General features: G+C 60.1%; 12 protein-coding genes. All 12 read right to left on the reverse strand.

Annotation, left to right across the window (positions count from 1 at the left end; genetic code table 11):
- Position 1 precedes the first annotated feature (1 nt).
- The 12 genes from nuoC to ACYAS9_RS03165 all read right to left on the reverse strand — a co-directional run bounded on the left by nuoC (position 2) and on the right by ACYAS9_RS03165 (position 13,858).
- Positions 2 to 1,783, reverse strand: coding sequence for an NADH-quinone oxidoreductase subunit C/D (gene nuoC / locus ACYAS9_RS03110; RefSeq protein WP_463566854.1), 1,782 nt, complete (start codon positions 1,781 to 1,783; stop codon positions 2 to 4).
- Positions 1,784 to 1,855: 72 nt separating this feature from the next.
- Positions 1,856 to 2,530 (reverse strand): NuoB/complex I 20 kDa subunit family protein, encoded by a 675-nt coding sequence (locus tag ACYAS9_RS03115; RefSeq protein ID WP_056837002.1) that lies wholly within the window; start codon positions 2,528 to 2,530, stop codon positions 1,856 to 1,858.
- 10 nt (positions 2,531 to 2,540) lie between these two features.
- Positions 2,541 to 2,954, reverse strand: a complete 414-nt coding sequence (locus tag ACYAS9_RS03120) for an NADH-quinone oxidoreductase subunit A (RefSeq protein WP_056837004.1) — start codon at positions 2,952 to 2,954, stop codon at positions 2,541 to 2,543.
- 461 nt (positions 2,955 to 3,415) lie between these two features.
- Complete coding sequence (gene aceA, locus ACYAS9_RS03125) at positions 3,416 to 4,741, reverse strand: isocitrate lyase (protein WP_463566855.1); 1,326 nt, start codon at positions 4,739 to 4,741, stop codon at positions 3,416 to 3,418.
- A gap of 526 nt (positions 4,742 to 5,267) precedes the next feature.
- On the reverse strand, positions 5,268 to 6,008 hold the full coding sequence (locus ACYAS9_RS03130; RefSeq protein WP_463566856.1) for a secretin N-terminal domain-containing protein: 741 nt from the start codon (positions 6,006 to 6,008) through the stop codon (positions 5,268 to 5,270).
- A 125-nt stretch (positions 6,009 to 6,133) separates the two neighbouring features.
- The gene (locus tag ACYAS9_RS03135) at positions 6,134 to 6,565 is read right to left on the reverse strand and encodes a GNAT family N-acetyltransferase (protein WP_463566857.1); all 432 of its coding nucleotides are present in this window, start codon (positions 6,563 to 6,565) and stop codon (positions 6,134 to 6,136) included.
- Entirely contained in the window at positions 6,558 to 7,724 is a 1,167-nt protein-coding gene (locus tag ACYAS9_RS03140) for a ribosomal protein uL16 3-hydroxylase (protein ID WP_463566858.1), read from the reverse strand. Before ACYAS9_RS03140 ends, ACYAS9_RS03135 begins: the two co-directional genes overlap by 8 nt.
- 61 nt (positions 7,725 to 7,785) lie before the next feature.
- Positions 7,786 to 9,156, reverse strand: a complete 1,371-nt coding sequence (purB, locus tag ACYAS9_RS03145; protein WP_463566859.1) for an adenylosuccinate lyase — start codon at positions 9,154 to 9,156, stop codon at positions 7,786 to 7,788.
- 127 nt (positions 9,157 to 9,283) lie between these two features.
- Positions 9,284 to 9,904, reverse strand: coding sequence for a high frequency lysogenization protein HflD (gene hflD, locus ACYAS9_RS03150; protein WP_463566860.1), 621 nt, complete (start codon positions 9,902 to 9,904; stop codon positions 9,284 to 9,286).
- Complete coding sequence (gene mnmA, locus ACYAS9_RS03155; RefSeq protein WP_463566861.1) at positions 9,904 to 11,034, reverse strand: tRNA 2-thiouridine(34) synthase MnmA; 1,131 nt, start codon at positions 11,032 to 11,034, stop codon at positions 9,904 to 9,906. Before mnmA ends, hflD begins: the two co-directional genes overlap by 1 nt.
- 59 nt (positions 11,035 to 11,093) lie before the next feature.
- Positions 11,094 to 11,540, reverse strand: coding sequence for an NUDIX hydrolase (locus ACYAS9_RS03160; RefSeq protein WP_463566862.1), 447 nt, complete (start codon positions 11,538 to 11,540; stop codon positions 11,094 to 11,096).
- A 92-nt stretch (positions 11,541 to 11,632) separates the two neighbouring features.
- Positions 11,633 to 13,858 carry an NADP-dependent isocitrate dehydrogenase gene (locus ACYAS9_RS03165; RefSeq protein ID WP_463566863.1) on the reverse strand — a complete coding sequence of 742 codons (2,226 nt, stop codon included), beginning with the start codon at positions 13,856 to 13,858 and terminating at the stop codon, positions 11,633 to 11,635.
- Between the last annotated feature and the right edge of the window lie 305 nt (positions 13,859 to 14,163).

The raw sequence follows: 14,163 nt of genomic DNA on the forward strand, positions 1-14,163 counted from the left end.
CTTAGCGGTCCACGTCGGCCATAACGAAGTCGATACTACCCAGGTACGCAATCAAGTCCGCGACCATGCTGCCTTTGATCACCGAAGGGATCTGTTGCAGGTGCGGGTAACTCGGGGTGCGGATCCGGGTACGGTAGCTCATGGTGCCGCCGTCGCTCGTCAGGTAATAACTGTTGATACCCTTGGTCGCTTCGATCATCTGGAAGGATTCGTTGGCCGGCATGACCGGGCCCCACGAAACCTGCAGGAAGTGGGTGATCAAGGTTTCGATGTGCTGCAAGGTGCGCTCTTTGGGCGGCGGCGTGGTCAGCGGGTGATCCGCCTTGTACGGGCCTTCCGGCATGTTGCGCATGCACTGGTCGATGATCCTGATGCTCTGGCGCATCTCTTCGACACGGACCATGCAGCGGTCATAGGCATCGCCATTGGCGGCCAGCGGCACTTCGAACTCGAAGTTCTCGTAGCCCGAATACGGACGCGCTTTGCGCAGGTCGAAATCACAGCCGGTGGAACGCAGCCCGGCACCGGTGACGCCCCATTCCAGGGCCTCTTTGGTGTTATAGGCGGCAACACCGATGGTCCGGCCCTTGAGAATGCTGTTCTGCAGGGCGGCCTTGGTGTATTCGTCCAGGCGTTTCGGCAGCCAGTCGACGAAGTCCTTGACCAGTTTTTCCCAGCCGCGCGGCAGGTCGTGGGCAACGCCACCGATGCGGTACCAGGCCGGGTGCAGGCGGAAACCGGTGATGGCTTCGATCACCGTGTAGGCACGCTGGCGGTCGGTGAAAGTGAAGAACACCGGGGTCATGGCGCCGACGTCCTGGATATAAGTCCCCAGGAACAGCAGGTGGCTGGTGATGCGGAAGAACTCGGCCATCATGATGCGGATGGTGTCGACCTTCTGCGGTACCTTGATGCCGGCCAGCTTCTCGACCGCCAGTACGTACGGCAGGTTGTTCATCACCCCGCCGAGGTAGTCGATGCGGTCGGTGTACGGAATGTAGCTGTGCCACGACTGACGCTCGCCCATCTTCTCGGCGCCACGGTGGTGGTAGCCGATGTCCGGGACGCAGTCGACGATCTCTTCGCCATCCAGTTGCAGCACGATACGGAACGCACCGTGAGCCGAAGGGTGGTTGGGGCCGAGGTTGAGGAACATGTAGTCCTCGTTCTCGGCGGAGCGCTTCATGCCCCAGTCTTCAGGCCGGAAGCGTGCGGCTTCTTCTTCAAGCTGCTGCTTGGCGACGTTGAGGCTGTAAGGGTCGAACTCGGTGGCGCGCGCCGGGAAGTCCTTGCGCAGCGGGTGACCTTCCCAGGTCGGCGGCATCATGATGCGGGTCAGGTGCGGGTGGCCCGGGAAATCGATCCCGAACATATCCCACACTTCGCGCTCGTACCAGTTGGCGTTGGGCCAGATACCGGTCACGGTCGGCACGCTGAGGTCGCTCTCGGACAGGGCGACCTTGATCATGACGTCACTGTTACGTTCTACCGACAGCAGGTGATAGAACACAGTGAAGTCGGCGCCCGGCAAGCCACGGCGATGCGTGCGCAGGCGCTCGTCCACGCCATGCAGGTCATAGAGCATGGAGTAGGGCTTGGCGACCTGGCGCAGGAAGGTCAGCACTTCGATCAGCCGGGCACGCTGGACCCACAGCACCGGCATGCCGGTACGGGTCGGCTGGGCGGTGAAAGCCTCGGCGCCAAAGCGGGAATTCAGTTCATTGACGACATCTTGGTCGTCGGCCTTGTACGGCGGGATGTACAGAGCGGTGTCTGCAGTCATAGGTCTCAATCACTTCGGTCAACGTACAGAGTCGACCCGCGTTCTTGTGTTGTTATGTAAGAACGAGGGGTATCAGACTTCGTCGGGGCTGCGCAGGTTGGTGACCTGAATACGCTCTTCGCGGCGCTGAACCTTCGTCGAGGGCATCTCGGCGCGATAAACGCCTTGGTCGCCAACGACCCAGGACAGCGGACGCCGCTCTTTCCCGATCGATTCCTGCAGCAGCATCAAGCCTTGCAGAAATGCCTCTGGACGGGGCGGGCAGCCGGGCACATAGACATCCACGGGCAGGAACTTGTCCACGCCCTGAACCACCGAGTAGATGTCATACATGCCGCCGGAGTTGGCGCACGAGCCCATGGAAATGACCCATTTGGGTTCGAGCATTTGCTCGTAGAGACGCTGGATGATCGGAGCCATCTTGATGAAGCAGGTCCCGGCAATAACCATGAAATCCGCCTGACGCGGCGATGCCCTGATCACCTCGGCGCCGAAGCGCGCGATGTCATGGGGCGCCGTGAAGGCGGTGGTCATTTCCACGTAGCAGCACGAAAGGCCGAAGTTATACGGCCACAGGGAGTTCTTGCGACCCCAGTTGACGGCATTGCTCAGCACATCTTCAAGCTTGCCCATGAAGATGTTCTTGTGGACCTGGTCTTCTAGCGGGTCGGAAACGGTTTCCCGTTCACCGATTGGATACTGCTCGTTAGGCGCATCCGGGTTGATCCTGGTGAGATTGTATTGCATTGCCAAAGCCTCATTGTTTTAGCTTCGCCTGCCGCTTACGACGACCTTCGGGTGCCCAATCGAGCGCCCCCACTCGCCATAGGTAAACAAGACCTGCCAACAGAATTGCTATGAAAACGAGCGCTTCGACGAATCCGGCCCAGCCGCTTTCGCGTACCGACACAGACCATGCAAAGAGAAAAAGGGCTTCGATATCGAAGATCACGAAGAGCATCGCGACCAGATAGAATTTTGCGGAAAGACGCAGGCGGGCACTGCCGGTGGGCAGCATGCCGGATTCGAACGGTTCGTTCTTGCTGCGGCCCCAGGCGCGGCTGCCGAGCAGACTGGACAGGCCGAGCATAAATGCACAGAGGCCAACGACACCCAAAAGGAAAATGGCGAAGCCCCAGTTGTGGGCAATCAGACCTGTCGATTCGGACATGCTGGCAATCCTTAGTCAGAGAGCAGGTGTCTCTGAGTGCTTGAGAAATGAGTAGAGAGGCAGTGACGAAATGTCGCAGCGAGATCAATGCGCTGATTTTATGTGCAAATACAGTGCAAGTAAATTTTCTATATCAAATTTATTCATTGAATTAATCACCGCATCCTCTTGTACAGGGCTGCAGGCCACGCAGGCCGTGTATTCCAATGGTTTTAGTCAAGTATGTTTTGTTATTACGGAAATCCAGAAAAGCAAAACAGAATGATAATTGATATCATTTGATAAACTGTTTCATTACTGCACAAGAACTGCATTATGTGATGCGATTAATGACATTAATAAGTAACACCGCGACTTATGTCGAGCATTGTCATGCGTCAATGTCACGCACGGTAACTGCAGAAACGCACAAGCCGCCCTGACGGACGGCTTGCGGTAACACGCAGGGCGAAGGGTATGAATCAGTGGAACTGGTCCTGCTCGGTAGAGCCGGTCAGCGCAGTCACCGACGAGGCGCCGCCCTGAATCACCGTGGTCATATCATCGAAATAACCAGTGCCCACTTCCTGCTGGTGAGCCACGAATGTGTAGCCCTTGGCGGCATCGGCGAATTCCTGCTCTTGCAGCTTCACATAGGCGGTCATGTCGTTGCGGGCGTAATCGTGCGCCAGGCTGAACATGCCGTGCCACATGTTGTGGATGCCGGCCAGGGTGATGAACTGATGCTTGTAGCCCATCGCCGAGAGCTCGCGCTGGAATTTGGCGATGGTGGCATCGTCCAGGTTCTTCTTCCAGTTGAAGGACGGCGAGCAGTTGTACGACAGCAGCTGGTCCGGGTATTCCTTCTTGATGGCTTCGGCAAAGCGCCGGGCTTCATCCAGGTCTGGCTTGGCGGTTTCGCACCACACCAGGTCCGCATAAGGGGCGTAGGCCAGGCCGCGGGCAATCGCCTGATCGAGGCCGGCGCGCACTTTATAGAAGCCTTCCGGGGTGCGGGCGCCGGTGACGAACGGCTGGTCATACGGGTCGCAGTCAGAGGTCAGCAAGTCGGCAGCGTTGGCGTCGGTACGGGCCAGGATGATCGTCGGCACACCGGCGACATCGGCGGCCAGACGTGCGGCAACCAGCTTTTGTACCGCTTCCTGGGTCGGCACCAGGACCTTGCCGCCCATGTGGCCGCATTTTTTCACCGAGGCCAGCTGGTCCTCGAAGTGAACGCCGGCGGCACCGGCTTCGATCATGTTCTTCATCAGCTCATAGGCATTGAGCACACCGCCAAAACCTGCTTCGGCGTCGGCAACGATCGGCGCAAAGTAGTCGATATAGCCTTCGTCGCCCGGATTCTTGCCGGCTTTCCACTGAATCTGGTCGGCACGGCTGAACGAGTTATTGATCCGGCGCACGACGGTCGGCACCGAGTCGACCGGGTACAGCGACTGGTCGGGGTACATCGATTCGGCCGAGTTGTTGTCGGCAGCTACCTGCCAGCCAGAGAGGTAAATGGCCTGGATGCCGGCCTTGACCTGTTGCACTGCCTGGCCGCCGGTCAGGGCGCCCATGCAGTTGACGAAATCCTTGTCCGGACGGAAAGACGGCCTGGCGCCCTGGGTGATCAGGTTCCAGAGCTTTTCGGCGCCCAGTTTTGCAAACGTGTGTTCCGGTTGAACCGAGCCACGCAGGCGGACGACATCAGCAGCAGAATAGGTTCGGGTCACGTTTTTCCAGCGCGGATTTTCAGCCCAGTCTTTTTCCAGAGCCGCTACTTGTTGTTCGCGTGTCAGTGCCATGTTGATAAACCTCATTTCCTGGGTTTTTCAGGCGTACGAAAGATCGCGCCAATTGCTCGCTATGTTTCAGGCCGCCTGATGCGGGTGGTAGGTCCTGCTCCGCCAAAACGCCTCGTTTATCGAAGGCACGGTGTATGGCTGCTCACTGATCGAAAAGCGTGATACCGCGTTTGTAGCGTGTTGCGACAGGTGAACGAATGGCTCAAGGGTGATGAGCAGGCATTCAGGATGGCGTTCCTGTGTGCCGAACAGCGCTACCGTCCCTGAGGACAACTTCGTTCCAGTCGCAACCTCGTCAAACTGCCTTGTGGGCGGTAGAGACACACGGCGGCCCTACGGTGAGTATGGGCGCGCTGCGAAGGCTTTTCTCAGCCTCTGATCAGCGGGAGCGAGGCCATCATGCCGTGGTGTTTTTGACCCGTCAAACGTTTTGTAGTGCTTTTTTAGTGTCACTACATCTTTGGTCTAATATGACCGGCAGGTCACTGCAAGGCCCGTCGGTTCTGGTCCGGGGCCGCATGCCCGGTTACTCGAGGGCTTGCACTTTTACCCGCAGCGCCATGTCATCACGACCCTGGGTCGAGTAGTACCGGGCATTGTTCTGACGATCGGCAACCGACTGGTTCTGGCTGCCGGCCAGCGTGATCCATTCGCCCAGGCGACCACTGACCGTGCTGTCGGTGCTTTGCACCTTGATGGCATCGGGTCGTTCCTGGCTCAGGCGGTCGCGGTTGGTGCTGATGGTCAGGTGCACGATGTCGCCGGTGACGCTGGCCGTCACATAGAAACCCTGGGTCACGTTGCGGTATTGGGTCTCGCTTTGCGAGTAGCCGTAGCTGTCGGTGCGCGAGGTGGTCAGCGGGATGCTTTGACCGGTCTGGATCAGCGCAGGGCTGCCTTCGGTGGTCTGGATCTGCTGCAAGGCACCTTCGCGGCTGTCGGTGCCATAGCTGATGACCCGGCCGCCGCCTGCGCTGTCATGGGTTTGTGCCGCGTTGTCACTGGTGTCGACGCTGATCAGCAGGCGTTTGGGAGCAACGTCGAGTTGGGCGAGGAGGGCGCGAAGTTCGTCGATCTTGCGCGATTCGGCATTGACGATCAGTTGGTTGCCATAGGCATTGACCGAGCCGTCCTCACCCAGAAAGTTACGCGCCACCGGCAACAGTTCGTCGCTGGTGCGGTAATTGAGTGGCACGATTTCAGTGGCTGCCAATGTCCAGGTGCTCGACAGCAGTAACAATGAGGCCAGCAAGGTGCGTACGAACATGTCCTTTCTCCGCGAGAGCGTACTCAAGCCCTGAGTGTGCCACTTTGTCGGCCGATAGCAAAACGCCCCGGCGTCCATTCACAGGGCGTCGGGGCGTTGCTTATGTAGTGTCTGTTTCGAGTGACCTACACGGCTGTGGTTTCGCGCAGCATGTCGACATGCGGCAGGCCCGCTTCCAGAAACTCCTCGCTGATCACGTGAAAGCCTGCGCGCTCGTAGAACGCTACAGCCTGCACCTGGGCGCTGAGTTTCTGCTGCATGAGGCCGCGTTTTTCGGCCTCCAGCAGCACGGCGCCGAGCAGGGCTTCGCCGACTTTCAGGCCGCGCCAGTCCCTGAGTACCGACAGGCGGCCGACTTCGCCGTCGGGCAGCAGCCGTGCCGTACCGATCGGATAATCGTCTTCATAAGCGAGAAAATGTGCAGCACCTGCGTCTTCAGCATCCCATTCCAGTTCCGGCGGCACCGCCTGTTCGGCGATGAATACGCTTTCGCGAATGCGCCGGATGGCGGCGTTGTCCTTGTGCCAGTCTGCAACCGATACGCTGATTTTATTCATCGGCAAATCCCAGGCTTCCTTGTTTGAGCAGTTCGCAAAGCAGTGTCCGTGCGTCATCGTCCGCCAGCCACGGGCCGAGGTTCTCGATGTGCAGGGCGTCGGCCGCACAGACCAGCTTCAGCAGGTCGCGCAGCTTAGCTGGCAGCAAGCGGCTCTGGCCACTGGCGAACAGTAACAGATCGTCATCGACATTCGACCAGGCCATGCGCGCGCTCGGGTTGCGAATGATGATCGCGCCCTGTTCCAGGCTGTCGAGCAGGTCGGTTTCTTCCAGCTCTTCACCACTGACCAGCTCAGGGTAGCGCGGCTCGGTCATGAACTGGCCGAACCAGGTCAGCAGCAGGCGCTCGTCGCTCATGTGCTCGGCCAGCAGGGTCTTGAGGCGCGCCAGTGCGTCGTGCTGGATCTGGTGCGGATCGCTGACAGGCTGGGCGTCGGCGTCGGTGTAGCGCTCTTCGTCAGGAATGAACTGGCTGAGAAAGTCGGTGAAGTGGGTCAGCACTTCGGCGGCGCTCGGTGCGCGGAAACCTACCGAGTAAGTCAGGCATTCGTCCACGGCAACGCCCCAGTGGGCCAGGCGCGGTGGCAGATAAAGCATGTCGCCCGGCTCCAGCGTCCATTCATCGGTGCCTTCGAAATCGGCAAGAATGCGCAGGTCGGCGTGCTTGATCAGCGGGCTGTCGGAGTCGCACATCTGGCCGATTTTCCAGTTGCGCTGGCCGTGGCCTTGCAGCAGGAACACATCGTAGTTGTCGAAATGCGGACCAACGCTGCCGCCCGGGGCTGCGTAGCTGACCATTACGTCATCGATGCGCCAGCTCGGCAGGAAGCGGAAGTTTTCCAGCAGTTCGCCGACTTCCGGCACGAATTGATCGACCGCCTGCACCAGCAAGGTCCATTCGCGCTCGGGCAGCTCGCTGAAGGCGTCTTCGGCAAACGGGCCGCGGCGCATTTCCCAAGGGCGTTCGCCCTGTTCGATGACCAGACGCGATTCGACCTCTTCTTCCAGGGCCAGGCCCGCCAGTTCGTCAGGGTCGATCGGGCTTTGGAAGTCCGGCAGTGCCTGGCGGATCAGCAGGGGCTTTTTCTGCCAGTAATCACGCAGAAAAACACGCGCGCTCATGCCGCCCAGAAGTTGAAGAGGAGTATCAGGATTCATTTGTAAGCCCTTGAAATGAAAACGCCCGGCACAGCCGGGCGTGTGCAGAAGTTGTAACTCTTTAGATGCGTTTGGCTTGTGCTGCAGCGTTACCGATGTAGTTGGCCGGGGTCAGCTTTTTCAATTCGGTCTTCGCTTCGGCTGGCATGTCCAGGCCATCGATAAAGGTCAGCAGCGCTTCAGGGCTGATGCCTTTGCCACGGGTCAGCTCTTTGAGCTTCTCGTAGGGGTTCTCGATGTTGTAGCGGCGCATGACAGTCTGGATAGGCTCGGCCAGAACTTCCCAGCAGGCGTCCAGGTCGGCAGCAATGCGTTGCTCGTTCAGTTCCAGCTTGCTGATGCCCTTGAGGCTGGCCTCATAGGCGATCACGCTGTGCGCAAAGCCTACGCCCAGGTTACGCAGCACGGTGGAGTCGGTCAGGTCACGCTGCCAGCGCGAGATCGGCAACTTGCTGGCCAGGTGCTGGAACAGCGCGTTGGCGATACCCAGGTTGCCTTCGGAGTTCTCGAAGTCGATCGGGTTGACCTTGTGCGGCATGGTCGAAGAACCGATTTCGCCGGCCACCGTCTTCTGCTTGAAGTAGCCCAGCGAGATGTAGCCCCAGATGTCGCGGTCGAAGTCGATCAGGATGGTGTTGAAGCGCGCAATGGCGTCGAACAGCTCGGCGATGTAGTCGTGCGGCTCGATCTGCGTGGTGTACGGGTTGAACACCAGGCCCAGCTCGTCTTCGATGAAGGCGCGGGCATTGGCTTCCCAGTCGATGTCCGGGTAGGCCGACAGGTGGGCGTTGTAGTTGCCGACCGCACCGTTGATCTTGCCCAGCAGTGGCACCGCGGCCACCTGAGCGATCTGGCGCTCCAGGCGATAGACGACGTTGGCCAGTTCCTTGCCCAGAGTCGTTGGCGACGCTGGCTGGCCATGGGTGCGCGACAGCATCGGCACATCGGCGAAGCGTTGTGCCAGTTCGCGGATGGCACCGGCGATCTGGCGCATCAGCGGCAGCACGACCGTGTCGCGGCCTTCGCGCAGCATCAGGGCGTGGGACAGGTTGTTGATGTCCTCGCTGGTGCAGGCGAAGTGAATGAATTCGCTGACCGCGTTCAGTTCAGGCAGCTTTGCGGCCTGTTCCTTGAGCAGGTATTCCACGGCCTTGACGTCGTGGTTGGTGGTGCGCTCGATCTCTTTTACGCGCTCGGCGTGCTCGATCGCAAAGTTGTCCGCCAGGGTGTCGAGAATGGCGTTGGCTTCGGCCGAGAAGGCCGGCACTTCGGTGATTTGCGGGTGAGCTGCGAGGCGCTGCAACCAGCGTACTTCTACCAGAACGCGGAAGCGGACCAGGCCGTATTCGCTGAAAATAGGGCGCAAGGCCTGAGTCTTGCCGGCATAGCGGCCGTCAACAGGGGAAACCGCGGTGAGCGAAGAAAGCTGCATGGGATGCTCTCGGACAGTCGGCTTTGAAAAGGGCGCATATCATACATGAAATTGCCGGCCGGCTGGGGTCAGCCGACCGGCGTAGATAGCGACGAGCCTGAAGGTTAAGGGGTTGAGGCGCAGCGTTTCAGCCGTGCATCAACGTATAGAGTTCTTTCAATAACTTGCGGCGGCTGAACACCAGTTGCCAGCGGTGGCCGCCAACTTGTCGCCACAGCCGCGCCGAGCGAATGCCTGCCAGCAGCAGGGCACGAATGCGCGATGCATTGCTGGGCTGCTGCAGATTGCGCATGTCGCCATGCACCTGAATGCGCTGGCGCAGCGTGCTCAGGGTGTCCTGATACAGCGCGCCGGCGGCGGCAATCACGTTTTCATGGGCGATGCCGAAATGCTCGACCTGAGACTGGATCTGCGGCAGGCGTTTGCCGATCACGCCGAGCATGTCGTCGCGCTTGGCCAGTTGACGCTCAAGGCCCAGCATCGACAGGGCATAGCGCAGCGGCTCGCGCTGCAAGGTGCCGGGGTCGCGCTCCAGGGCGCTGGCCAGGGCGCGATAGCCTTCGCGCAGGCACTGGTCGTTGCCGCCATACACATCAAGGGTGTCCTTGGGATTGAGCACCAGCAGGCTGCCGAGCATGCTGCCCAGATCAGCCTCGCTGACCTGGCCGGTCTTGGCCAGGCGATCGACCAGAATAGCGACCTGGAAGACGCCGCCCAGGGCGATCAGTTGTTCCTGAATCTTGGTCATCAAGGCTTGTCCTTGCTGTTCCAGGGTTCGGCCGTTTCGATCACGCCGCCGCCCAGGCAGATTTCGCCATCATAGAACACCACCGATTGCCCAGGGGTTACGGCGCGTTGAGGCTCGTCGAAGAGCGCGCGGTAACCGCTGGCGGTCTTCTCCAGCGTGCAGCCCTGATCGCCCTGGCGGTAGCGCACCTTGGCGGTCAGGCGGCGCGGGCTGTCGAGGTCGACCGGGTTGACCCAGTAGATCTGCGAGGCCAGCAGGGCGCGGGAGAACAGCCACGGGTGATCGTTGCCCTGGCCGACGATCAGCTCGTTGGTCTCAAGGTCTTTCTCCAGGACATACCATGGCTCGTCGCCGGCATCTTTCAGGCCGCCGATGCCCAGGCCCTGGCGCTGGCCGATGGTGTGGTACATCAGGCCACTGTGACGGCCGATGACTTCACCTTCGGTGGTCTTGATCTCGCCGGGCTGGGCAGGCAGGTACTGACGCAGGAAATCAGTGAAGCGCCGCTCGCCGATAAAGCAGATACCGGTGGAGTCCTTCTTGCGCGCGGTGGCCAGGCCGTGTTGTTCGGCGATTGCGCGCACTTCGGGCTTTTCCAGTTCGCCGACCGGAAACAGCGTGCGGGCGATCTGCTCGCCGCCCACGGCATGCAGGAAGTAGCTCTGGTCCTTGTTGGGGTCCAGGCCCTTGAGCAGTTCGGTGCGCCCGTCGATGTCGCGGCGGCGCACATAGTGGCCGGTGGCGATCAGGTCGGCGCCCAGGCTCAGGGCATAGTCAAGGAAGGCCTTGAACTTGATTTCCCGGTTACACAGGATGTCCGGGTTAGGCGTGCGGCCGGCCTTGTATTCTTCCAGAAAGTGCTCGAAGACATGGTCCCAGTACTCGGCGGCGAAGTTGGCGGTGTGCAGCTTGATGCCAATCCTGTCGCATACGGCCTGGGCGTCGGCGAGGTCTTCGCGGGCGGTGCAGTATTCCGTGCCGTCGTCTTCTTCCCAGTTCTTCATGAACAGGCCTTCCACCTGATAGCCCTGCTGCAACAGCAGAACGGCGGAAACGGAAGAGTCCACGCCGCCGGACATGCCGACGATCACGCGTGGTTTTTCAGTGTTCGAAAGGGCTGGATCAGACATGGGCGTTCAACAGCTGTGGTGAAAAGGACGCGATTCTATCAGGCTGCAACTGTCGCGTCTCACGCCTTGTCACGCAGCAGGGCAAGACTGAAGCGTTCACCGTTCAGGTAATCGTCCACGCAGCGCAACACCAGCTCGCTGCGCCAGCGCGCCTGTTGCTGCACAAGCTGTTCGCGGCTCAGCCATACCGGGCCGATGATGCCGTCGTCCAGCGTGTAGTCGGGATGATGGCGCAGCGCTTTGGCGGCGAAGCAGATGCGCTGGTACGTCACGCCATTGCTGGGCGCGGTGTACAGATAGATGCCCACCACGCCGGTCAGCTCGACATCCCAGCCGGTTTCCTCAAGTGTTTCGCGTACGGCGGCGTGTTGCAGGCTTTCATTCGGGTCCAGATGGCCGGCGGGCTGGTTGAGCACCGGCTGGCCTTGTTGCAGTTCTTCGACAAACAGAAAACGACCCTGATCTTCGACGATCGTGGCGACGGTGACGTGGGCTTGCCAGTTCATAGGTGTTTATCCCTTTCGATAAGGTGCATAAACAACAACCCCGGCGTGTGGGCCGGGGTTGTTGTGTATCAGCATTGCAGCATCAGTGAGGCTTACAGCGCAGCGATGGCCGCGTTGAGGGTCTCGCTAGGGCGCATGGCCTTGCTGGCCAGTTCCGGCTTGGCGAAGTAGTAACCGCCGATTTCGACCGGCTTGCCTTGTACAGCATTGAGCTCGGCAACGATTTTTTCTTCGTTGTCGGTCAGGGTCTTAGCCAGCGGGGCAAACTGCGCCTTGAGGGCGGCGTCGTCATTCTGGGCGGCCAGTGCCTGAGCCCAGAACAGGGTCAGGTAGAAGTGGCTGCCGCGGTTGTCGATGCTGCCGACTTTGCGCGAAGGCGACTTGTTACGGTCCAGGAACTCGCCAGTGGCCTGGTCGAGGGTCTTGGCCAGTACCAGCGCCTTTGGATTGTTGTAGGCGTGGCCCAGGTGCTCCAGAGAGGCGGCCAGAGCCAGGAATTCACCCAGCGAATCCCAGCGCAGGAAGTTCTCTTCGACGAACTGCTGTACGTGTTTCGGTGCCGAACCGCCGGCGCCGGTTTCGAACAGGCCGCCACCGTTCATCAGCGGCACGATCGACAGCATCTTGGCGCTGGTGCCCAGTTCCATGATCGGGAACAGGTCGGTCAGGTAGTCACGCAGCACGTTACCGGTGGCCGAAATGGTGTCTTTGCCTGCGCGGGTGCGCTCCAGGGTCTGCTTCATGGCTTCGACCGGCGTCAGGATCTGGATGTCCAGGCCCGAGGTGTCGTGGTCGCGCAGGTAGGTCTTGACCTTCTCGATCATCAGCGCGTCGTGGCCGCGAGCCGGGTCCAGCCAGAACAGCGCCGGAGTGTTGCTGGCGCGGGCACGGTTGACGGCCAGTTTGACCCAGTCCTGGATCGGCGCGTCTTTGGTCTGGCACATGCGGAAGATGTCGCCGGCTTCAACGTTCTGCTCCAGCAGGACGGTGCCCTTGCTGTCGGTCACGCGAACCACGCCTGCGCTCTTGAGCTGGAATGTCTTGTCGTGCGAGCCGTATTCTTCGGCTTTCTGAGCCATCAGGCCGACGTTCGGCACGCTGCCCATGGTGGTCGGATCGAAGGCGCCGTTTTTCTTGCAGTCTTCGATAACGGCCTGGTAGATGGTGGCGTAGCTGCGGTCCGGGATCACAGCCTTGGCGTCGTGCAGCTGGCCATCGGTGCCCCACATCTTGCCCGAGTCACGGATCATCGCCGGCATCGAGGCGTCGACGATGACGTCGCTCGGTACGTGCAGGTTGGTGATGCCCTTGTCGGAGTTGACCATCGCCAGTTGTGGGCGAACAGCGTAGACCGCCTGGATGTCAGCCTTGATTTCAGCCTGCTTGTCCGCTGGCAGGTTGCCGATACGCTCGTACAGGTCACCGATACCGTTGTTCAGGTTGAAGCCGATTTCCTTGAGTACATCGGCGTGCTTGGTCAGCGCGTCCTGATAAAACTCTTCAACGATCTGGCCGAACATGATCGGATCGGAGATTTTCATCATGGTGGCTTTCAGGTGCACCGAGAACAGTACGCCTTGCTTCTTGGCGTCTTCGATTTCGGCGGCCACGAAGCTGCGCAGGGCTTTTTTGCTCAGCACGGCGCTGTCGATGATTTCACCGGCCTTGACGGCGGTTTTTTCTTTCAGGACGGTGGCAGTGCCGTCTTGAGCGATCAGTTCGATCTTCAGGCTGTCATCGGCTGCGATCAGAGCGCCTTTTTCGCTGCCGTAGAAGTCGCCGTTGCTCATGTGTGCTACGTGAGCCTTGGAGTCGCTGCTCCAGGCGCCCATCTTGTGCGGGTGCTTGCGTGCATAGTTCTTGACCGACAGCGGGGCGCGGCGGTCGGAGTTGCCTTCGCGCAGCACCGGGTTCACGGCGCTGCCCTTGACCTTGTCGTAGCGGGCGCGGGCGTCTTTTTCCGCGTCGGTCGAAGGGTTTTCAGGGTAGTCAGGAATGGCGTAGCCCTGTTCCTGGAGCTCTTTGACGGTCGCCTTCAACTGCGGAACCGAAGCGCTGATGTTAGGCAGTTTGATGATGTTGGCTTCTGGCGTGGTCGCCAGTTTGCCCAACTCGGCAAGATGATCCGCGATTTGCTGGTCGGCGCGAAGGGCTTCGGGGAAGCTGGCCAGTACCCGGCCTGCCAGCGAAATGTCACGGGTCTCGACGTCGATGTCGGAAGACGCGGTGAACGCTTCGATGATGGGCAGCAGCGAGTAGGTGGCCAGGGCCGGGGCTTCGTCGGTGAAGGTGTAGATGATCTTCGAGCGGTTGGACATTCGTATTAACTCTCTGTTTTGCTGAGCATGCACAAAATCCCGATGCGCGCCGGATGGACGCTCTGCTCATGCTTGCGTCATGAGCCCGGGTCGGGATTGCTTCGCGGTGATGGTGGGTGCATCAGTCGAGCGTCAAGCAGTTGGGCACCCTGTGTCCCAACGCAGATCGGAGCGGGTGTCATGTATCCGGACGGCCCCGCGCCAGTGATTCGAGTTCCATGACTCGGCAGTCACGCCGGGGAGTATATCAAACCCTGAATCCCAAGCATTAATGCTATGCGGCTATTTGGCGCATGCCAATACGT

It is taken from the genome of Pseudomonas sp. HP_08 (assembly GCF_055284095.1).

Excerpts from the sequence above, each read along its gene's own strand:
- ACYAS9_RS03130 (WP_463566856.1), bottom strand. The coding sequence starts at position 6,008 with ATGTTCGTACGCACCTTGCTGGCCTCATTGTTACTGCTGTCGAGCACC.
- ACYAS9_RS03120 (WP_056837004.1), bottom strand. The coding sequence starts at position 2,954 with ATGTCCGAATCGACAGGTCTGATTGCCCACAACTGGGGCTTCGCCATT.
- purB (WP_463566859.1), bottom strand. The coding sequence starts at position 9,156 with ATGCAGCTTTCTTCGCTCACCGCGGTTTCCCCTGTTGACGGCCGCTAT.
- ACYAS9_RS03160 (WP_463566862.1), bottom strand. The coding sequence starts at position 11,540 with ATGAACTGGCAAGCCCACGTCACCGTCGCCACGATCGTCGAAGATCAG.
- hflD (WP_463566860.1), bottom strand. The coding sequence starts at position 9,904 with ATGACCAAGATTCAGGAACAACTGATCGCCCTGGGCGGCGTCTTCCAG.
- ACYAS9_RS03140 (WP_463566858.1), bottom strand. The coding sequence starts at position 7,724 with ATGAATCCTGATACTCCTCTTCAACTTCTGGGCGGCATGAGCGCGCGT.
- mnmA (WP_463566861.1), bottom strand. The coding sequence starts at position 11,034 with ATGTCTGATCCAGCCCTTTCGAACACTGAAAAACCACGCGTGATCGTC.
- aceA (WP_463566855.1), bottom strand. The coding sequence starts at position 4,741 with ATGGCACTGACACGCGAACAACAAGTAGCGGCTCTGGAAAAAGACTGG.
- ACYAS9_RS03115 (WP_056837002.1), bottom strand. The coding sequence starts at position 2,530 with ATGCAATACAATCTCACCAGGATCAACCCGGATGCGCCTAACGAGCAG.
- ACYAS9_RS03165 (WP_463566863.1), bottom strand. The coding sequence starts at position 13,858 with ATGTCCAACCGCTCGAAGATCATCTACACCTTCACCGACGAAGCCCCG.
- nuoC (WP_463566854.1), bottom strand. The coding sequence starts at position 1,783 with ATGACTGCAGACACCGCTCTGTACATCCCGCCGTACAAGGCCGACGAC.
- ACYAS9_RS03135 (WP_463566857.1), bottom strand. The coding sequence starts at position 6,565 with ATGAATAAAATCAGCGTATCGGTTGCAGACTGGCACAAGGACAACGCC.